Here is a 24,461-nt window from a genome sequence, read left to right on the forward strand (position 1 = left end):
TATGGCGATTAAAAGGAATGAAACGGCAAAAAGTAGGCTTTGGAATGCAGTTAATAGAGCCAATCTCGGAGTGCCAAACGAAGGGTCGCAAAGACCTTCTACCGCCAAACATGCATTGAGAAATGATCGCTTCAGGCTCGAATCGTTAGAGCCTAGATTACTCTTATCCGCCGATCCTGTTTTTGCAGCAGCTGCTAATGCTGATCTAACAGTTCGTTTACTTCAAGAAGATGACATTACCCTTGTTCAGATTCTTGATAATACTGCCGACTCTGAAGATTCTGCCGTGCTTCAGGAATACACACTGATTGACGATACAGGTGCAACAGTTCTTGATAGCCTGACAATTGAGGGTGTTGATGACTCAGATGAATCTCTTACCCTCGAGAATAGTCTGCTAGATGACACTACCGGACTTGTGGTTAATTTTAATGGTGGTACAGGTAATGACACCGTTGTAGGCACAAGTGCTGATACGCAATGGAGCTTAACGGGTTCTGGCAGCGGTAGCGCAGATAAAGGAAATCTTAATTTTACCGGTGTCGCGAACATCGAAGGCGGTGACGGTGATGATTCTGTTGCCAACGGTTCTGCTACAGCATCTTGGTCATTGACTGATACATACTCAGGTTCTGTGAATAGTGTCAGTTTTACGGGGGTTGAAAATCTAACCGGTGCCGCTGGTGATACCTTAGATTATTCTTCTTATGGTATTGGTGTAACAGTCGATTTAGCTGGTGGCTATGCGACCGGTTTTGCCTCTGTTGCTGGTTTCGATAACGTTACAGGTTCAAGCCACGCAGATACTATTGCTGGTAATGACAACGCCAACACTTTGATCGGTGGAGGCGGAGACGATACGTTGGTTGTTAATCGTGATGCAAATATCACATTAACTGATACGGAAGTTCGCTTTGATGGCGAGCTGGCAGGTTCTGGCGAAGACTCTATCTCTGGCTTCGAAGCCGCTTCGCTAACTGGTGGTGATGGCGACAACACGATCGATGCTTCGGCATTTACGGGCGTTAATGGCGTCAGTATTGATGGTGGTGCAGGCGCTGATACATTGACAGGTACCGGTGTTGCGGACCGCATTATTGGCGGTGAAGGTGATGATACCATCTATGGTGGTGCGGGCGCAGATGTTTATGTTGCATCAACTGACCAAGATATGCTTATTGCTGCAGGTGGTCCTGGTGATGCTGAGTTTAAAGCCGGTGCCATGAATGCAGGGGGGCAAATTAGCTCTCCGAATGATAAAGATACCTTGTACAGCATTGAATCTGCGGAGCTTACCGGCGGTGATTCGGCAAATACTATTGATGCAAGTGGGTTTGCTGGAAGTGTAACCATTGATGGTGGTGCCGGTGACGATAATATCACTGGCTCAGCGCAAGCAGATATTCTAACAGGTGGTTTAGGTGCCGATAGTATCGAAGGTCTTGGCGGTGTTGATACCTTGGTGGAAAGCAGCAACGGCCATTTTGCATTGGTTGGTACTGCTGCTAGCTCGACTTTAACGTCTAGCAAAAACGAAACTGCGCTGATTACTCTAACTGGTGTAACTTCAGGTACTTTTACCCTGACCTTTGCTGGTCAGACAACCGCCGCTATTGCATATAACGCCTCAGCTGCTGAAATTAAAGCGGCCCTTCGTAGCTTATCTAATGTTGGTGAACAAGATGTCACTGTAGCACTGGGTGACATGGATGCTTCTACTGATCCTGTAGATGGAACAACTGAGTGGACGATCTCATTTACGGGCGATCTTGCTGATAGCAATGTGGCAGATCTAACCCTAGATGATACTAATTTGACTGGAGGATCTGCATCAGTAGCAGTGACTCAGCATTTTACTGAAGACGACACGATCACCAACGTTGAGGAAGCTGAACTTACTACAGGACAGGGCGCTAATATTCTGGATGCTTCTGGATTCTCTGGTTCTGTAACACTGGACGCGGGTTCAGGCGACGATATTCTGCGTGGCGGTTCTGCTGCGGATATTCTTAAAGGCGGCTCCGGTAGCGATATTCTTTCCGGTGGTGCAGGTGAAGATACGATTGATGGTGGAACAGGCAATGATATTTTGTCGGAATCCGGTGATCGTAACTTTTATCTTACCTCTACAGCGCTTCTAAATGCGGCAGATGCAGCGACCAGTACAGAAGACGATACATTGTCTGGTATCGAAGGCGCAGAGCTGACAGGTGGCGCGAGTGCTAATACGATTGATGCGTCAGGGTTTAGCAATGTTGATGCGACGACTCAGCTTTATTACCTAAATAATGGCTTTGGCGTAGGTACTGGCCAGGGCAATGACCTCCTAGTTAAGCTTGGTTCCACCGATATTGAGATAGATCTTAGTACGGCAAATACTATTCAGGACGTGCTTGATCTAATCACGGCTGCTGATGCCGCGCTTACCGCTGTACTAGATGGTATCGCGATTCAAATCACCAGTTCTGGTGCTGCTATTACGGAAATTAGTTCTCTAAATAGCTCTACAACGGCTGAAGATTTAGGACTTTCCTTCACGGGTAGTTTGGCTACAGTACTAGGGGATACCTTAGGTACAGGCAGTGTCACACTTTCTGGCGGCGCTGGTGCTGATACGCTAGTAGGCTCTGGTGGTGCTGATGTTTTAATTGGCGGCAGCGGTGCTGATGCAATTGATGGGCAGGGTGGTATAGACCATCTTACCGAGACATTTGATCTGAACATGACTCTCTCCGATGCAACGGCTGCAACTCATGACGCAGAGCTCGTCATTGGTGCAGATGCTGCGGATAAGTTAACAAATATTGAGAAAATCACGCTGACGGGTGGGGCCAGTGCAAATACCTTAGATGCATCAGCCTATAGCTTGACATCGGTTACCTTAGCTACTGGTGGCGGCGCCGACACCTTGAAAGGCGGTTCGCAAAGCGACATTTTTATTCTTGATGTCGAAGGTCTTACGGCTGGAGTTGATACAGTCACCATCAATGTAGGTGGCGGTAGTGCTAACGAAGTTGTTGTTCTGGATACCGATGGTTTAGTTACTCAGGATGACTTCGGCTGGGTGACTTGGGATGGTACAGCTGCGGGTACACAAACCCTTAAAGGCAATGATGACAGCGACGGTAACAAAAATAAGCTTGTTGTTAGCGAGAATATCACGCTGTCAGGAACAAACCTAAAACTCTTAGCTGACACAATAGAAATCAAAGGCTTCACCATCGATACTAGTGTAAATGGTGGAGTGTCAGGTGATATTTATCTTGAAGGTATCAACATCACAATTGATGAAGGTGCCCAATTAATCGCTAAGGACGATAATGCTGGTACTGCCGGTGATATCACGATCTATGGTCTGGATGACCGTCTAGACTGGACTTCCGGTTTCGCCAATATCGACTTTATTGAGTCGATTGTAACTATCGGGCAGACCGAAGGTGCTGGTGGCGAACATACCATTATCAAAGGTGGCGATGTTGTTGTTTATGCTCGTGCGAATGCCCAGCACTACATCAAAGATACTGATCACTGGGATTTTGCCCTAGATGACTACTTAGCTTTCGGTTTAGAAGGTATTGCTGAAGCTGCAGAAGGTTTTGCTCTGTTTGCTGCTGTGTCTTATGCGAAAGGTAATGCTCAAGTTAAAATTGGTAAAGAAACTGAGATCGAAGCTGAAGACTTTATTGCTGATGCGACTTCGATTGTTAACGTTTCAGCCTCTCCAACAGGTTGGGCGTTTGCTGGCGCAGCGGGTGTAATCGATAACACTGCAAAAGTAGAGATCGACGGTAAGATCACAACGACCGATGATCTGATAGTTCGTACGAATGTGGATAACACCACCAACGTACTTGCCGACCCAACTGCGGCAGGCACCATTGCGACCAGTGTCGCTATAAGTGTAACTAACTCTGAATCTACTGCGCATGTGCAGGATAACGCTATCCTAAATGTTGGTGGTGATTTAACGGTTGATGCTAATACGGTTGATAAAAACCGCACGATGGCGCGTTCAATCTCCGGTGATACAGGAGCCTTAGGTGTAGCACTGGCATTTAGCTATGAAGATGGCAATACCAATGCTTACCTAGACGGAACCGTAAATAGTTCTAATAGCATTTCTGTGACGGCTGAAATGGAAAAAGCTGCCATTGAAGCGTCAGAAATGATCTTTGTGCCTACCATCGTCAATGGTGTACAAGCCGTTTCTGCAACAGGCTCTGATTCTAAAGGCAACTTGCTTGAAGATACCGAAGCTACAGCTAAAGAGAAAATGACCGCAGGGGTGGATAGTCTGACCGGTGGTTTCATTACTAAGGTTTCTAAAGCTATTGCGGGTAAACTAAGTTCTGATCCTCCAGGCGATCCTTGGAAGTTTGATGCTAGTTTCAGTACTGCTGTTGTTATCGATAAAAACAAAGCAGATGCTCGCATTGGTGATGGCGCTTCAGATGGTGATACCGACAGTGGCGATATTACCTCTTCTGGTGATATTACGGTTAAAGCTGTTGTTTCTTCGCGTCCTGATGTAACTGCATCATCTAGTGCTGATGATGAGAATAAAGATGACTCATCCAAAGGCCCTCAAGCAAATACTGGCGGTTCCGTTGCGATGGTCGTTGGTATTTTCGAGAACGATGCTGATGCACTGATTAATAGCGGCGCTAAGGTTGATACCGAAGGTACGCTAACTGTCGATGCGCAGGCACTGAATCAGATCGATCCATTAGGTTTATGGGGCGCAAACCTAATAGCGCCACTTGTGTCTGGTGATAGCATTGAAGCAGATTATGATACGACGCAAGACTATGATCAGCCGATCAAACTTGAAGGTGTTGTTGAGGTTAAACAGGGCCACACAGCTGGTGGTAATGTTGGTTCTTTCTATGAATATACTGGCACTCATGAGCAGACCTTCGACCTTTCTGAGGTCAATTTCACTTCCGGTGATTGGAAGGAAGTAAATCCATTTGCAGAAAAATCATCAGGCTTTATTGGTCAGCTTACAACTTACCTTGATGATAATTTAGGTTTAGATAACAACCTGATCGATAGCTGGTCAGTCGCGACTGCTGAAGGGCAGAAACTGTCGTTGGCTGGTGCCGGTACTGCGATGTTTATCGAGCAGGATTCGGATGCGCGAATTAAATCTGGTGCTGAGATCAATCAACGTTTAGCTTCATCGGGTACACCGGGTGATGTCGTTGTTACCGCAAATAGCATCAACCACTTAGCTGCCTTGGGTGGTAACTTTAAAACCCCAGGCATCTCTTCGGGTAATACAACAGGTTCAGGTGAGAATAAACAGCGTACGTGGAAGCCTTCCTGGGAGAGTGGTGGTGCTGGATCATCTTCTGCAGATGGTGGAAGTGCTGCAGGTTTGACCGTTCTTTATCATGGCTTTACGGGTAATTCGACTGCCAAGATTGAAGATGGTGTTCTGCTTGATGCAGATGCTCTGAAGGTCGTCGCTGATAACGAAACTGTAGGTGTCACCTTTGGTGCGTCCGGTGGCCAGTCTGACAATATCGCCTTCAATGGCGCGGTTATTATCAATGAAATTGATAACAGCACGATTGCGCAGATCGCTGAAGGTGCGACAATTAATGTAGGCAGTGGTGATATCGGCGGTAGCGGCCCATCTTTGCAAGTTAAAGCTAAAGATGATGCCTATCTAATTACTGTTGCAGGTGGTATCGCTGCATCTGAACATGTAGGTGTAGGTGCCGCTGTATCTGGCAACATTGTCGATCGTGAAACTGAAGCACTCATTGGTGCTCGCGATGGCGAAGATGTTGCGACAACGAAAGGTTCTGTAACTGTAGCTGGCGATCTAACCGTTGAAGCCGATCACGAAGGCTTTATCGGTTCTCTTGCGATCTCTGGTGCGAAAACATCCAGTAGCTCTACGCCCGAATCTGGTGGTACAGGTGTCAGTCAGAATAATTCGGATGGCTCAAAGAGCGAAACAGATGACCCGGGTAAACTGCCGAATAACCAGAAAAATTACGACAACGTTATTGCAGAGCTGAAAGCACGCTTTGGCGAAACGGATAGTTCGTCCGGTTCTTCAGGTAGTTCTACAGCGAGTGAAAATGCGGGCAAATCGGGCATTGGTATTTCTGGCTCAGTAACCATCAATTATGTTGAAGATGATGTTTGGGCTTATATCGACTCAAGTGGTGACGTCACTACAACCGATATTGATAGCACGATTACGATTAAGTCAGATGATTCGACTGCGATAGGCTCTCTTGCAGGTTCTGCTGCTATCTCCTCAGCTAGCGCAGGAAAGTCCGCTACCGGCATTGCTGGTGCTATTGGTATCAACCTGATTGGCGGTAAGAGTGCGGCATTTATTGATAATGCTGGCACTATTACTACGCCGCGTTTAGATATGGATGCGACCCGTACAGGCTGGGTTGTTTCCATCAATGTCGGTGTTGCTGGTGCAACAGGTCAACAAGGCACTGCCGTCGGCGGTTCCGTAGCTGTCACACGTATTACATATTCCACTGAAACAAGTATTACTAACACGCCTACCGTTGTCGTGAACGGTCATCTGTCTATGCATGCAGATGATTCTAGTAATCTTATTCTTGTCGCGGGTGCTGCTGGCTTTGGCGGTAAGTCCGGCGCAGGTGTTTCTGTTGCTTTCTCTGAGATTGAAAACTCTGTTACTTCGAAGATTGATAATGTTGATAGTCTGAAATACACATCAGGTTTAGATGTAAATGCTAAGGCAGATGGCCTTCTCGTAGCAGTAACGGGTACTGTAGGTGTATCGACTAGCAGTTCAGGTGGTCTTAGTTTAGCGGGCACCCTATCTATCAACATGGTTGATACCGATGTTGATGCGGCTATTTTAAATACCACCACGACAGCAGATTCTGCTGGCGACGTTACTGTTTCAGCTTTAGATGACTCTTCAATTTTCTCGTTTGCAGGTGGTTTTGCAGCGGGTGGTAAAGCTGGTTTGGGTGCTGCGTTAGCACTTAACTTTATGACCAATACGGTGAAAGCTCGTGTTGAAGGTTCGACGATCAGAACTGATGGCAATGTTACGGTTAAGGCGCTTGAAAGCAGTTCATTAATTGGTATCGCACTTGGTGGTGCTGGCACTAACAAGTTGGCTATTGCTGCATCTGTTTCCGCAAATCAAACCGCTAACACCGTATCTGCAAAAGTACTTGATAGTGCGATTGAAGGTCGAGGTGATAACACTTCGTCCTCTGTTATAGCGCAAGATTCTTCAACTAGTGTAGGTATTGCAGGTGCAGGTGCAGGAGCGGGGAAAGTCGCTCTGGGTGCAAGTATTGGTGTTAACTTGATTGGTAATACGATCACGTCACAGGTGGATGATTCACTTATCCACATGACTGGTTTGAACTCCAATATCAATGTTACAGCGATAGCAGAAGAAGTTTTGGTCAGCGTTGCTATTGGTGGCGCAGGAGCAAATACTTTTGCACTAGGTGGATCTGTTTCGGTTAATGAAGTTACTAATACTGTAGAAGCTAAAGTAACTAATAGTTTGGATACATCTTCATCTGGAACGCCAAATAAAGGCCTTCATGCGACAGGTGATATCTCTGTATCTGCTGCTGATAGCACAACAATGGTTGTTGTTGCTGGTGCGGGAGCCGGTGCAGGTACTGCAGCAATTGGTGCTGCAGTTTCCACAACGGATGTTGGCAATACCATCAAGGCCTCTATCGATGGTTCTACGGTTAATTCATCTGCTGGCAATGTTTCTGTTACTGCAGGTTTTGCTGCGCCTACGACGGCAGCTGATCTTGGTAGTCTGGGTGTTGATACGGCTGACCTTCCAGATGAAACCGATACCAGTTCGCAAATCATCAATGTCACTGTAGCTGGTGCCGGTGCTAATACCTTTGCTGCAGGCGCCGCTATATCTTTAAATTGGTTACATAACAGTGTTCAGGCCTATATCAGCGGTGGTGCTGATGTAGATGCAATGGGCGATATTAAAGTTAATGCCCGTGATGACGCAGATATGATCAGTGTTGCTGTAGGAGCTGCAGGCGCAGGTACGACAGCAATCGGTGCTGCATTGGCTTATAACTATATTGGTGGTACGCCTGAGGACCCTAGCCGCACAGTTGATAGTAGCCGACTGACTGATGATGCCGGACAGGTACTTGCGTACATCGATAATTCACAAGTTGATTCATCCGCTGCGGGCGTCGAAGTGGCAGCCCATGCTGATTCGAGCATTATTAATGTAACTATTGGTGCAGCGGGTGCAGGCACTGTTGCTGTCGCAGGTTCAGTTTCCATCAACTTTATGCGCAATATTGTGAGTGCCCAGATTAAAGGTGGGGCTGATGTATCCGCGCATACTGATGTTGATGTTAGTGCGACTGTTACACCTATTATGATTATTGTTGCGGGTGGTGGCTCCGGTGCGGGCACTGCAGCTGCTTCTATTGCTTCTGCTACGAATGATATGCGTAGCAGCATTAGCGCAAGTATCGAAGGCTCTGGTACAACAGCAACGGCGACTACGGGTGATGTGAATGTTGCAGCAGAAGTACTAAATACTAATCAGTTACCTACAGTAGGTGATGCTTCTAATCAGGCTGATACTTATGCAGCGAATGCTGCTGACCCAGACGAAAATCCAGATCCTATTTTAGATGCTCAGATTTGGAGTTTTGCTGTTAGTGGCTCTGGTGCAGGTACTGCAGCTGGCGCAGGAGCATTGAGCCTTAACTGGATTCGTAATGAGGTCGAAGCATACATTGCGGATAGCGCGACAGTTACAGCCAATGCCGGAGGTGTCAGTTTACGTGCATCTGATCAAGCAACTTTAAATTCTCTATCTGCGGGTCTAACAGGTGCTGGTACAGGCGCTGTTGGTGCTGCGGTCGCTTATAACTATATTGGCGGTGACCCTGACGATCCAACGTCTGATCGTAAGAATTTTGCGAAAGTTTATATTGATAATGCCACAGTGAATGCTGGCAGTTTGGCGATGAATGCTATTGCTAATGCCAACATTAATTCGCTTGCAGTCGGCGCATCAGGCGCAGGTACTTTTGCTGGCTCTGGCGCTTTATCGCTTAACTGGATTAAGAAAAATGTTGAAGCGTTGATCACCAACGGCGCTAAAGTAACGACAACCAGTGATATCACTGTTCGTGCTTCAGATAGTTCAACTATTCGTTCCGGCGCTGTTGTGATTGCAGGCTCAGGCACTGCTGCTGTAGGTGGTGCGGTTGCTTATAACGAAATAGCTAACACTATTTCTGCAGGTATCTCAGGTTCAGGAACAACGGTTACTATCACCGCGGGTAATAGCAGAGATATCGTGATCGAATCCCTGTCTGATTCTACTGTGAAAACTTTAGTAGCCAGCGTAGCTGGTTCAGGTACTGCGAGTGTTGCAGGTTCAGCAGGTGCGAACCTACTGGAAAGCCAAGTGAACGCTTTCATTGATACAGCAACTGTAACAACAGATGGCAGTATCTCTGTTTATGCGGAATCTAAAGATACATCCGAAGGTATTGTTGGCGCTATTGGTGCGTCTGGAACGGCAGGTATTGGTGGTGCCGTAACTGTAAATCAGTTGGATAATGGTACTTATGCTTTCATCGATAATGCGACTGTTGTAGCTAAAGGTCTGGGTGATGGCGTTGAGGTTAAACCTTCAGCAAATGCGGGTTCTACCGATACGGTCAATGGCGTATCCGTTCGTTCAAATGTTGCCACTAACTTAGAATCTTATGCTGGTGCAGGTGGTATATCAGGAACAGTTGGTCTCGCTGCTAACGTACTGGTTAACCGTGTTGCAAATACATCTGAAGCACGTGTTAAAAACTCCACAATCAATAACTCCACGGATCGTGGTAAGCATCTAAAAGTTAATGCTCATCAGGAAACTGATTTTGTCAGTGGTGGTGGCGCTGCGGGTGTAGGTCTTGCAGGAGGTGGAGCCGCAGCGACGGTAGATACTAACTTTATCAACAATACTACTCGCGCCTACATTGATGGAAATAGTAACAGTAAAGATATTTATGCAGCTGATGGCATAAGTGTTTCTGCAGTTTCAGATGAAGACCTGAGTACAGTCGCGGTCAGTGTTGGTGGCGGCCTCTATGTCGGCGCGTCCGGCACCGCTTCAGCCTTTAAGTCCAGTTCACTTACAGAAACTTATGTGAATGCAGCTGATCTTAATTCTTACGGTGATATCACAATCAGTGCTGATTCTGATGTTGATATGAGCTTCGATGATGTGTCGCTGGCATTAGGTTCTGTTGGTGCTGGTGCTTCTGTAAGCGTTGCTCTATTTGAGGGTACTACTAAGGCGTATACATCAGGCAGTAGTTCTCTAGTCTCGGAATCAGATGGTGTTGGCGGAATAGGCGGTACTGTTTCTGTCACTGCTAATGCTAAGGAAAGCTCTGATGCTCTTGTCGCTGCAGGTGGAGCGGGTATTGGTGCAGCAGCTGCTTCAGTAGGAGTATTGAGTAGCACTTCACAAACTTCCGCATATCTCGGTAGCTCTACGACAGTGACAGCGCTGCAAGGTGTCACGGTTACAGCAGATCATGTTATTGATGTAAACAAAGAGAGTGCGAGCGCAATAGGCTCTGTATCTGTTGGCGGTGGTGGTATTGGTGCTTCAGTTGACGTAATCACCATTAATAACACAGTCGATGCACATATTGGTGCGGGATCAGTTCTTACAACTGTAGGTGCTGTCCGTGTAGAAGCGACAGCGACTAAGAATGTTGAATCTAATGTATTGGCTTTTGCTGGTGGCGCAACAGCTGGGATCAGCGGGGCGGTGTCATATATCTCAATAGGCACTGGCCCAGATGGTGATAATGATAATGAACTCTCAGCTTCACAATCTAGCGTAGCTTCCGGCTTTGGCAGTAGCACTGTTAGTGGTTTAGGCAGTGACGGCTCTGCACAGAGAGCACAAGCGAAAGGTGATAGCACGCTAAGTAGCGGCTCATTCTCAACCTTAGATATTCAAGCTGATAATAGTAATCCATATAGCACACGTGCCTATATTGGTGACGCCGTTACCATTCAGGGTGTTGATGGTGTTAATCCAGTAGATGGTAGCAGTGTACGGGTGTCTACCGCATCAGTGACGGTTAAAGCGGATGAGAACATTAATGTTGATGTTCTAACTGGCGGCGCTGCTGTGGGTGGTAGCGTTAGTGTAGGAGGAACGGTATCTGTTACATCTCTAGGCGGGAACACAACCGCATGGATTGGCAATGCTGGATCTATTGAGACAACTGGTGCGGTCACGGTTGATGCCGATTACACGACCGATGTTGATATCGAAGTTTATGGTGGTTCTGCAGGCACTGTTGGTCTTGGTGCTCAGGTTGCAGTGCTAAACGATAGCAGCAATCAGTCCGCTTACATTGAAAATGGCACGAGTGATGCTGATGGCGCGCAAATTGTTAAGGCGAGTTCGCTAGATATTAACGCGGCAGCGAATCGTGATATAAACATTGATATTGTTGGCGTATCTGCGGGTGTTGCTGCGGCAGGGGCCGCGATTGGTGATGTGTCTGTTTCTGGTTCCACTACCTCATATTTAGGTGATTATGCTCAGGTTGGGCAAAGCGGCACTTCTGGCTTCACGGTTACAGATGTCAATGTAACGGCGGTTAATAATCTGAATGTGGATCTAGACGTTACTGCAGTTGCAGCAGGCTTAGGCGCAGGAGCTGGTAATGATGCGAATATCTCATACTCTCCAACGGTATCTGCTCGTATAGGTAAAGGCTCTGATATTGATGTAACAGGAACTGTTACTGTCTCTGCGGTTGCTACTCCAGAGATTGAAACCGATATGCTTGGTGTCTCTGCTGGTGGTTTAACCGTTGGTGTCTCTCTGACCGATGTTGATGTTAATGCTAATGTTTCTGCAACTCTAGGATCTGCTGACGGTACTGAGGGAAGTATCAATCTTGATGCCGCAGCCCTTAATGTATTGGCTGCCACAGATGTAAAAGATGGCGGCAATGGCATTAGTGCTGAATCTACCGGCTCTTCAGGTTCGCTAGTTGGTGTGAACGCAACCCTAAGTGAAGTCTCAACGACAAGTGTGGTTGAGAGCATCATAGGGGCAAACTCTAATTTGGTTGTTGCAGGTGCCGTAACTATTGCGGCGGTTACTGAAACTCGTCAGAAAGCGAACTCCGATAGCAATACCGGCGGTATTGTGGCTGCGGGTGCGAGTACCGCGACTGTCTCTTCTAACACGACAACCACAGCGCGTATTGCGTCTGATGTTGATATCGATGGCGGTAGCTTAAATCTAGTTGCTACAGGTAATGATGATAACTTCGCTGTAGCTGATGCTGGTAGTGGCGGTGTGCTAGCTGGAGCTGGTGCAGCAGTGACAACGAATAACACCAGCAATACTCAAGCGATCATTGATGGCGGCCATACGTCTGGTCGTAGCATTGATCTGGACGATGCCTCTAATGGCGCGGTAATGATCACAGCGGATCATACAGCTAAGTTCAATGGTGAAATCAGTACTGTAGGCGGTGGTGCCCTAGCGGGTAGCGGCGCTGAAGCAGATCACGATGTTAATGCCACCGTTAGTGTCTCTATTGGAGCGAATACCGATATGGATGCTCGCTCTATGGATATCTCAGCTACCAACGCTTTGAGTAAAAATCAGACGGGTATTGATGGTACTGTGGGCGGTGCTCTTGCGGGAGCTGGCGCAGATAGCGATATCGATCTGAACATTAACACTACGGTGGATGTTGGCGCTGACGCTAAGTTAGATGTAGTTGGGTCTGCGTTTGATCCGGGTAATCTATCTATTGCGGCGCTAAATAAACTGGATGTTAAGGATAAGATTACTCTAACGTCTGCAGGCCTTGCATCGGGCGTAGGTGCTAATGCAAATATCTCTACCAGTCAGGATTTAAGCCAAGTATCCATTGGCAGTGGCGCTCAGTTAAGCAGTGTTGGTGATGTGACTTTCTCTGCACGTGGTCAGGGTACTGTTTCTGCACAAGTAAATATGGATACTTACGGTGCAGCGACTGTAGGTATCGCGGACGCTACTGTAAATATCCAGCCGGTTAACCAAGTGAATGTTGGTACCAATGTTCAAATCGAAGCGGCTGGTGATCTGAACTTGTTAGCGGGTATTGGTACTGATAAAACACGTGACCAATATACTATCGAAGCACGCACAGATAGCTTTGCAGGAAGTGCAATCCCAATTGATGACGTTAATGCTTCCTCTACGTTGGTGCAGACTAACTCAATTACGGTGGATACAGGCGCTCATCTTAAGACAGCTCGTGATGCCAACCTATATGCTGAAGACTTCGGTCTGGCGCACATGACCGGTAAAGCAAAAGCGGTTAACTGGGCAAGTGCTGCAGGTGATGCAATTAATAGCGTTACAGGCGGCGGCGGTGCTGAACAGTATGATGGTTATATTCATTCAGATGCGACGGGTACGGTAACTGTTAACGGTACGATTGAGACAGGTATTAACCGTCATCAAGAATTAATCGTTTCAGGGATGGATGCCTTCGGCAATCCAATCATTTCATCTATTTCTGACGGTATTGAGTACACCGTTACATCTCAGGCACTCGAATCAACTTTGAGTGCAGAGTTGGCTGAAGCGCGTAAAGCTTATGCGCAGTATCAATACAGTAATGCAGAGCTGAAAGCTTATTACGAAACTGAAATTACCCGCATCGAGAATGAGATGTTGGCGAAGGGGCTGTTGGAAGTTGTTACAAACTCTGACGGTAGTATCAGTAAAAACCGTATTGACCAATCAGTTATTACAATTGAAGTAGCACCAGTTTGGGCCGAAGCGGGCATTATCAATGTACGAAGTGACTTCCTGTTGGGTAGTGGTACTTTTGATGCTCCAGGCGACGCTAGCATCACTATTACCAATAATTCGCCCGCCTTCCTCAAAATTCATGGTGCAACAATTCCTGAATCAACAGGTGGCTTGTTCCACAATGGTATTGAGGTAACAGAAGCGACGAAAACAGATGGCTACACGCTAATCAATGTTGCAGCTTCTGGCGATCCTGAAATTAATATCATCAACTATTATGAGCCAGGCCCAGGCGTTTCTGCGCCTACGCCAGAAATTCAGATCGTTGGCGATATTGAGAACCTAAACGGCCTCGTTAATATCCAAAATGATGTTAGCGGTGGTGATATTAAGATTACTGCAGAGATCCGTTCTAAGGATCTAAACATTGTTGCCGGCGGTAGCGTCTTCATTACTGGTTTGACAGATATCAGCACCGGCGGTGAGCCATATTCGCTTTGGAGTGAGTACTCTCCTGGTGAAAATCTCACCATGCAGGTAGAGGAAACTTACACCTACGAAATCTTTGGCATCACTCTAGAAGGCACACGTACCGTTACTAAGAACGTTGATTTTGGTAAGGGCCAAGGTGTTGGTGAAGTAAGCAGCAGTGATGTTACGGCGATTCTGAACCAGTCACCTGATGAAAACTCGATGATTTATGGTGATCGTGTTTATATCGATGCCGAATATATCAACCTCAACGGTATTGTTCAGAGTGGTCAGCAAGATATAACCCTTAACCTGACTCAGGCGAACATTGAAGCGGCCAAAATCAGTAGCAATGTTACTGCTAGTTCTGTAGGTCTGGTTAAACTAACAGATCTTTCTAACCGCTTCTTCGGTGTTTACTGGGATACCCAAAACCAACGTATATTGATCGATGAGGTGCGTGCTAGCGGCGGTGATATTGAACTTCGCGGCCATCTATTGAATACAGGTAAAGGCGAAGTACGTCTATTGAGTGGTTACAGCGCGATCAATGTAGCCAACTCCTCCAGCTATGATATTGAGATCTTAGGCTTAGATGTATCGCAACGCGGTGCAGGTACTTTGATCATGGCTGACAAAGCTAAAGGCAGCAGTAGTGACCCTCAGGTGACTATGTATGAGAAAACAGCCTTTGGTGATGCAACCACTACAGGTGCTGAATCTGTTATTGATCAGCTGAAATCTGCAGGTCATGAAGTGGGTGTTACGACCCTACTGTATATGGGTAACCAGTCTTCAATTACTGAAGCAGATGGTACGGTATTTACTAAGACCGCTTCTGGGGCAACGATTACGACATCAACCGGTCAGGTAGTGACTATTAGTAGCTCCGCGATTGCTAGCCAAACTAGCTATGAAGTGGGTAACTCTGCAAATGGTGTATGGCGTGCTGGTTGGTCTATTGATGTAGATAAGTCTATCTACCGTGAAACTATTCTATCCTCCTCATCTCTATGGGGAATCGACTTCCTATGGCCTGATCCAGCAGATATTAGCTGGGATCATGAGCGCGTTGATAGCCAGCCAGTATTGGCGGATGAAGGTATCTACTATTATCTGGATACCTCTGCGAATAAGTTTAATGACTACAACTACGAGAAAACGACGACTTCTCTATCTTCAGATGAGTATGAGAAGGATCACTGGACGACAAGTACTTGGTACGGCAAGAAAACTTACTACTCTCACTACGTACAGGAAGAGAAAGTTGCCGAAACTCACACTCATGATATCCGCGCTGATAATGATATTACTATCAAGTTCCAGGGTTACACTGAGGGGCAAATTAACTTAAGTACTTCCGGTAGCGGTTCTGATCTATTACTAAAAGGTCCGTTGGCTAACACGACTGGTACAACCAATGTAACGGCGTCGCAGGGTGGCATTTACATACTATCAAGCGAAGCTTATGTTGGTGGCAAAAACATCAACATGTATGCCCGCGATGATATCGGTAGCGCAGTGTTGATGATGGCCTTGAATCAGACTGATGATGCTTCTTCATCATTCAGTGCTACTACTGTTTCTGGTGATATCTATCTGGATCAATTTACTGGTAGTTTGGCAATCGACACGATTACAGCGGGTAACCGTTCTGATGTCATTATCCAAGCTCAGCAAAGTATCACTGTAGCTGCAGGCGGTTCTGGTTTGATTACAGCAGGGGCTGTAACCTTAACGGCTGAAGGTGGTTCTGTAGGTAATAGCTCGTCAAACAAACTAAAACTTGATTCAGGTACCGAACTGCGTGATGCGGTTGAAGTATGGGCCAAGCAAAATATCTATTTAGCTGAAACTAGCGGTGATATGCACTTGTTTAAAGCAACGGCTGAAACAGGCGATGTGTATATCAGTGTGTTGGCTGGTTCTCTGCTTGATGCTAACAGTTCCGTGGAACGTGATGATCGTACACGAGAAGAGTTGATTAACTCTGTTTGGGCTGAATTGCAGCTGACAGATGGTACTGGTGCAAACGATAAGATCCAACAAGCTAAAGATGTCTATGCGGCAGGTAAAGAGAGTGAGTACCAATCTTACTGGCAGATTAGAAATGAGCAGTTTGGTGGTGTGTATGATTCGAATGATGCCGTTAGCCTGACCTCAGAAGAGGAATCTTATTACCGCACATTCTACGCAGAGCAAGGTAATACAGCTGCGGAAATTGATGCGGCTATAGCCACCCTTGAAGCGAAGAAATCATCTCAGTACCACACTTTGCACTCCGAGTATGGTGCAGGCGCTTATGATGCAAATTACAGCTATACCCTGACCGCTGATGAAATTGATGCGATTGAAGGTAGCATTAAAGTTTGGACTGAAGACGAACTGATGAATCTAATTAGTGCCGGCTTACTGAAACCAGTAACCAGCACAACTGATAATGAAGATTCAAACGTTGTTGCTGGTGGCACAATTAACCTAAGTGCATCTGCAGGTGTCGGTGCAGCAGTTGGCGGCGTTACGATCGAAACCGATGGTGACTACACAGACGATGAAAAGTTTGCCCTAGCTGCAGCTGAGCGTTCAGATATCGCTTTCCTTACCAGCATTGAAAGTAAGAATGTTGAGGTGGATATCGATTCATCTGGCACAATTACCCGCGGTTCTGGTTCTTGGCTCGATGATGGATTTACTGCAGGTATGCAGATCCGCATGATTGGTGATAGTGCAAATGCGACAGAAGGAAGTGAATTCTTCGAAATCACCTCTGTTACAGCGAATACCATCACACTAAGTTCTGGATTTGATAGCAGCGAAGTAGCTCAAACTGTGACGGTTACGCAGGTGCTGGCTTCTCCAACGAATCAGACAATTATCGCTGCATCTGAAGATTGGAACAGCAGCTTTGTCGTCGGCGATGTGATTACTCTTGATGGAGTAAATTACCTGATTGACCGTTTAACGTCCGATCTGATCGAAGCCTCTCTGGCTGATGATAGTGTTGATCAAACTGGTGCGGTTGTTGTTGATAGCAGCCGTTATACAACGTCTACAATTACTCATGTTGCAATCGATCAGCGCGAAGATATTAACGTTGACGATGCCCAATTAGGCGGCACGCAAACTCTAACAGTCAACGCTGGCACTAACTTGTACATTGGCTCTCAAGGCAAGTTGGATCTAACAAGTATTACTGCAGGCGGTAATGCAGATGATGCAGTACGCATCAAAGTTAAAGATGGTATTACCTCGAGCCAAGGTTCGGATACAACAGTTATCCGTGGTGGCCATCTGATCCTAGAAGGCGGTCAAGGTGGAATCTATACCGGCAGTGATGATTCTCCAGAAACACTGCGTATCGATCTCAATGATGGTGCTACGCTCACCGCTCGCGCTTCCCAGGGTGTCTACCTGAAAGAAGCCAGCGGTGATATGAATGTTGCGGGTATTTATGCAGCTAGCGATAAGGTTTACCTAGAAACCGAAAGCGGTTCAATGCTGGATGCGCTGGATAACGAGTATGAAAATATTCGCGCAAACCGTGTAGAGCTAGTTGTTGCAGGTGGTTCCGTCGGTGAAGCTGATAACGCCCTAGATGTTAATATCGTTGCAGCGCCTACTGCTGCAACCGGTACGGTCAATGTATTGGCTTCTGGTGATATCAATCTTGCAGAAAGCGATGGCAACCTAAACATTGATCACGTCAAATCAACAGGCGGCGATGTTCGCCTACAAGCTCATCAATCTATTATCGATGCGCTTGATAATGGCCTAGTTGACGGTGCGCTTCCGCAAGTGGATGTTGAAGGTGCAAGCATTACCTTAGTGACGATTCTGGGCACGATCGGTGAGGCCGATAATGATCTGGATATCGATACAGGTTCTGTTGAGGGTACGACCTTAACAACGTCGAGTTATGGCCATAGTTACATCACCGAAACCTTAGGTGATCTATACCTGAATACCCTTGAAGCTAAAAACGGTAATACTGCGTTTATAGCGGCTCCAGATGGCAGTATCTTAAATGGCCGAGCATCGGGTAGTAACGTCGCATCCGGTAAAGTTTATCTTGCAGCAGCTAACAATATTGGTGCTGTGGATAAATCTATTAAGACTGAAGTTGGTGGCGTAGAAGCTGAAGCGATCCTTGGTAGTGTTTGGTTAGATAATACTGGCGCGTTGACCGTTGGTGGTGTTCTAGATGTCAACAAGCCGGGTATTAGTGCTGGTGGCGCTATCCGAGTTGTAACTCACAGCCCGATTACACAGGATGAAGATATTACTGCTGTAGGCAATATCGAACTGATTGCTACAGACAGCACCGATCTGACAGCTGACTTCTTAACTATTAAGTCGGGCGTGACATTGACGACTGAAGCAGACGTTATCCTCTATGCAGGTGATGATCTGTTGATTGAAGATGGTGCGACCGTTCACGGTACCAATGTTTATATCTTGGCAGATAGCATTGATGTGAGTGGCGATGCGTTCACCTTATCTGAAGCGTTAACGAGCGTTGCTGATACAGGTGGTAGCACTATTACCATCTCTGGTTTGGTTACAGCTGATAATGCTATTCATACCCGCGGTGACGCTGAGAACGACACGATTATTGTTAGTGCTACCGGTGTGATGATCGCTGATGTTGAAATGAGCTTCAACGGTGGTTTTGGCGATGACAATATTCAGTTCTACGGAACGGTTTCTGCTGATGCTGCTGAAACTCACGCTGGTGTTGATGTTCTTATCGATGGTAACGAAGGCGAAGACACCGTCTTGATCGATGCCCTTCAGTTGGTTGGTGATACCCGTATTGAGGGCGGTGCTGATAACGATGCGATTACAATCAACGAACTACATAGCCGTACGGAACAGCTAGTTCTGGATGGTGAGTCCGGTACGGACAGCTACACTATCAATCGCACAGGTAACGATGCCGATTATGTGATTGATGTTGAAGATACCGGTGCTCGTGATAGTGGTGCTGATACCCTAACCATCAATGGTACCGCTGATAACGATACCTTCTTACTTCGTGCCAACTTTGTTGCGGCCCTTCATGGTGATCTGGACGCGGGCTTTACGAACAATGTAGAGCGTATCACTTACAACGAAAACATTAACGCTCGTCTGACTATTAATGGTCATGCCGGTGATGATGGTTTCTACAGTGATGACAACAGCAGTATCACCACGCTGGATGGTGGCGCAGGTGATGATACCTTCCAGATTGGTCAGCTTTACGGTGCTGATCGTCAAGCTCCGTATGTCGCTGTCGGTGACGAGATTGAAACGACAGAAACAACACTAGGCTTCTTGAGTAACGGTAACAGTTTACCAATGGTTGTATATGGCGGTGATGGTGAAGATCAGATCACGGTATACAGCAACAAGGCATTGACCAAACTGTACGGTGAAAATGACGACGATACCTTTGTTGTTCGTGCCTTCCTTAAGAAAGGAACCACAGAAACAGCAGGTGGTGGTGAAACTGAACTATTTGGCGGTGATGGTGCTGATAACATCCAATACAGCATCAATGCCCCACTTAAGATCGACGGTGGTGCAGGCAATGACACCTTAGTTGTGCTTGGTACTGAAGCTGATGATAACTTCATGATCACTGAAGATGGTATTTTCGGTGCAGGCCTTAATATCGGCTTTGAAGGTATCGAGTTTGCAGAAGTTGATGGTCTAGAAGGCGATGATAACTTCTTTATTCTGAGTACTAGCGAAGATGTTGAAACAACGATTATCGGCGGTTTAGGTAGCGATACCTTTAATGTTGCCGGCGATGTAACTGAAGATATTGTTTCGTACTCCGTAGAAGGTCGCAGTGGCTTTATTAACCACAGTGTTTGGAGTGATGATCCTCGCTTTAACGGTATCTTCGTTGATGGCGTATCCCTGAATGTTGCAGATGATGAAACAGGCAAAATTCAGGTTGATATGGTTGATGGCAGTCTGGTCGTTGATGAAAACGGCCTGTTAGATGACTTCTACGAAGTTTCTCTAACAGCGGCTAAACCAACAGCAGCTACGATTGCATATGTAACTGTATCTGCAGCACGCGCTTCTAGCAGTGATAAAGAACTACCAACGATTGGCGGAGGCGATCCTGCTGATAGCATCTTAGTATCCGTTGATGGTGTTAACTACTATGAATCATTAGTGCTGAACTTTGATTCTACTGCAGCAGATGGCTCCGTGGATGACTGGCTACGTAAGCAAAAAATCTACGTTAAAGGTGTGGACGACGGAGCGATTGAAGGTGAACGTACAGTTGTTATCAATCACAGTGTATTGAGTGATAACCCTGACTTTAATCACCTAGATATAAACAACGTTGAAGTGACTGTTTACGATAATGATCAAGCCGATCTGATCATTACTCAGTCCGATGTTGATTCCCGTGTGGTTGAAGGGGCTGCTTCTGGAGATACCTTCACTGTAGCGTTGACTCAAGCACCGGCTGATGGCGAAACCGTCACCGTTGTTCTTGCAGAGAAGAATGCCGCAGGCGAAATCGACTTTGATAAGACTGTCCTAACCTTCGATAAGGATAACTGGGATGATGCTCAAACAGTAACGGTAACGGCAGTTGACGATACTGATGTTGAGAATGTCTTCCGTTCGGCAGTTACTTTCACAACCACAACGGACCTTGCGGTAGGTTCTGAATTTGATGCGGTAGTGACTGATGAATTGCGTGTTAGCGTTGTCGATAATGACACGGGCACCGTAATAGTGACGCCGACTAATGGTTCTACCATTGTGAGTAACAGTGAGACGGATAACTACAGTTTGGTGCTCAGTACCGAACCTACAGATCCGGTAACTGTTAATGTACTGACTGATGGTCAAACTATCGTAAGTAGCGTAGATCCTCGCTTTAACGCAACTGATGGCACAGTGACCTTTACTGCATCTGATTGGGATTCTCCAGTTGAGATTGTTGTTGCGGTGAATCCTGATTATGTACCAGATGCTTCAAATCAGCCTGTACAAAATCCTCCGTTGCAGCCTCATACCTTGGATCAGATTCGCGGTAAATTGATCATTGAAGGTTCTGTTCCTGAGGGCAAAGAGCGTGCGCTATCTAAAGCGGTGATGCTACCTACTGAAACAGATGAAGCGTTGCCAACTGTTGATATCAATACTGATGAAGCGGCTCAAACAGATACGTTGTATATGTTCAACGATGGCAGCCGATCTGATGATACTGGTTTCCTAACGGATTCTACGATTACCGGTTTAGGCATGGGTGCAGGTGGCGTTCAGTACAATGACGTTGAAGTTGTTGAAGTGTTGAATGGTCAAGGTGACGATACCTTTACAGTCCAAAGCACAGCAGAAGGTGTAATCACCGTTATCCATGGTGGTGGCGGTGATGATGAGATCTATGTGACTGGCGGTGGCGGCGCATCAGCTCCGTTAATCTTGTTGGGTGACTCTGTACAGGATGGCTCTACCTACACATCGACCTCTGATGCGAAGACGACTAAAGGCCGTGAATTTGCCAATGCGGGTAATGACACGATTGATGCTTCCGGTGCGACAGGTTCCGTGGTTATTTACGGTGGTCAGGGTAACGATATCCTGACAGGTAGTAACTACGGTGATCATATTGCCGGTGGTTCTGGTAATGATGAAATTTATGGCCTAGGTGGTGACGACCATATCTATGGTGATGCCGGCTTTAACTTAGATCTAACTCAGCGCTTGAGCCTATCGACTCAGATTCTAACGGTTGTTAATACGCCAGATGGTGTTAATGATAACCCTGAAACCGCAGATACGTTGACGGTTGGTTCTGACACGATTGATGGCGGTGATGGCAACGATATTATCTTTGGTGACAAAGGTGTTGTTAATCAAGTTGCGGGTACAAATCGTATCCTAACCACGGCAGAAGTGGTTAGCATTACCACAACAAACCGTGACGAAGCAGCGAATGACATTCTGAAAGGTGGTGCTGATAACGATGTCATCATGGGTGGCCATGGTCAGGATGATATTGAAGGTGGCAGCGGTCACGATATCCTCATCGGGGACCATGCCGTTGTAGATTACAACGACGGTGATACTGATATTACAACGTTGGATTCTGTGACAACCGTTGAGTTGGTGAACGGCGATAACGATACCATCAAAGGTAATGAGGGCGATGACCTAATTATGGGTGGTATCGGCGCTGATAATCTATTTGGTGGTAATGGCGATGGTGGCGACGCTATCACCGTAAGTGATGACGACATTATCTTCGGTGATCATGCGACTGCATTATTGGCTGGAAATAGCTTTGTTCGTCTACTAACGAAAGAACAAACTGAAGGTGTAGCTGACCTTATCAAAGGTAATGAAGGTTCCGATCGTATCTTCGGTGGCGCTGGTGCCGATACCATCGAGGGTAATGCCGGTGGTGACTGGATCATGGGCGACTTCGGTGAGATGAAGCTCTACAGTAACGGTAACGTTGCGACCTTCTTCTCTGTCGATGAAGCTGGGGATGCGACTGCAGGTGATATCATCGATGGTGGCGAAGGTAATAACCGTGTGATCGCTGGCCTAGGTGAAGACAATATTACTACCGGTGGCGGTGATGACCATATCATCGGTGATAACGGTGTCCTTAACTACGGTGAGGATGAAGTAATTACTGAGGCATATACCGTTGAGCATGAGTTAGGTGACGATGACACCATCGAGTCTGGTGCAGGTGATGATATTGTCCTAGGTGGTAACGGCAATGACACTATTAGTGTAAGCGCCGGTAATGACAGCGTTATCGGTGATAACGGCTCGATTACCTTCAATCTTGGGATCCGCGATGTCCTACAAAGCACTGATACAACCAATGCTACAGGTGGTGATGACACTATCTCCTTAGGCTCGGGTGATGACCAAGCAATCGCAGGTGTAGGTAACGATACGGTTACTAATGAATCTGGTGAGACAATCATCATTGGTGATGATGGCTACATCAAAAACGATGGTAATGGCCGTTATCTAAATGCTTACACGGATAACTTCCGACTTGGTGGCGATGATAAGCTAACGGGTGGTGAAGACCGCGATATTATCTTCGGTGGTTTTGGCAAGGATGAGCTAGATGGTGGAGCTGGTGATGATCTAATGACCGGTGATGCCGGTATGGTCACGCGTAACACCGATACGATCGTACTTGAGTCTAAAGACTTGGAAGTGATCGACAATCTAGATGGCGATGATGACATTTTACGCGGCGGTGCTGGTCTTGATCGCATGATTGGCGGTGCAGGTGGTGATCTGTTCTACGGTAGCTTCACAGAAGATGTGATGGTGGGTGAATACGCTCGTTATACATTTGCTGCTGATGCAGAAACATCCGGTGAGCAGGCAACCTTCGTTATCACACTAGCTCAAGGCGCACTTGACTTAATCCGTTCATCACAAATTGGTTTGTATAAGAGCATTGCTCAGCAGATCTTCGATGCTTCAGATCTAGGTGAGGTAGCACGAAGCCGTACGGCCGTTGCTACAGAGCTAAGTGATGATGCTATCGCTGCTTTGGGACGTTTGGGTGATCTGCAAAACTTCAGTGGTTCTGCTGCACCGGGCGTTGATGTTGTTATTCAGTTTGACCCAACTGCAGCTGGTGAAAGCTCGGAAGAGCAACTACCAGAAGGGGCTATTGCTGAAGAGGGTGAGCTACCTGAAGATGCTCAACAACAAGAGTGCGAGCCTGGAGATGTTGAAACTGTTGAGGGTGAAGTGGTTGAAGGCGAAGAGGGCGCTGCCCCAGTTGAATGTGCTGTACCTGAAGCAGAGCAAGTAGAATCTGAAGAGGTTAAGGACGAGCAAGGCGAAGACTCCGAAGTCAAAGCTACTGAAGAAACTTCAGTACAAGCTGAAGACAATGAAGAGTCAGCGGGCATTGCTGCCAACCTAGAAGCTGCACTAGCAGGTTTCAGTGGCTGGGCCGTAATGAAAGCGAATAAAGCCAATACGAAGAAGGAAAGTTCTAAACTTGATAGCGAATCATTAACGCAGCTAAAAGCCAGAAATAAGAAATCTGGTTACGTTAGCTGGGAAGATATTCGTAAGTAATTAGGATAGACTTTTCATAAGGGGCTGCTGCAGCTTATCTGCATGCAGCCCTTTTCGTTTTTAGTAACAGGCCTGC

The 24,461-nt window shown here is 46.6% G+C and carries 1 protein-coding gene; it reads left to right on the forward strand.

Annotation, left to right across the window (positions count from 1 at the left end):
• Position 1: 1 nt before the first annotated feature.
• Positions 2-24,385, forward strand: a complete 24,384-nt coding sequence (locus ACMXYU_RS02255; RefSeq protein ID WP_415900006.1) for an LEPR-XLL domain-containing protein — start codon at positions 2-4, stop codon at positions 24,383-24,385.
• The last annotated feature ends 76 nt before the right edge of the window (positions 24,386-24,461 follow it).

It is taken from the genome of Neptuniibacter sp. QD48_11 (assembly GCF_047778095.1).
Classification (GTDB): Bacteria; Pseudomonadota; Gammaproteobacteria; order Pseudomonadales; family Balneatricaceae; genus Neptuniibacter.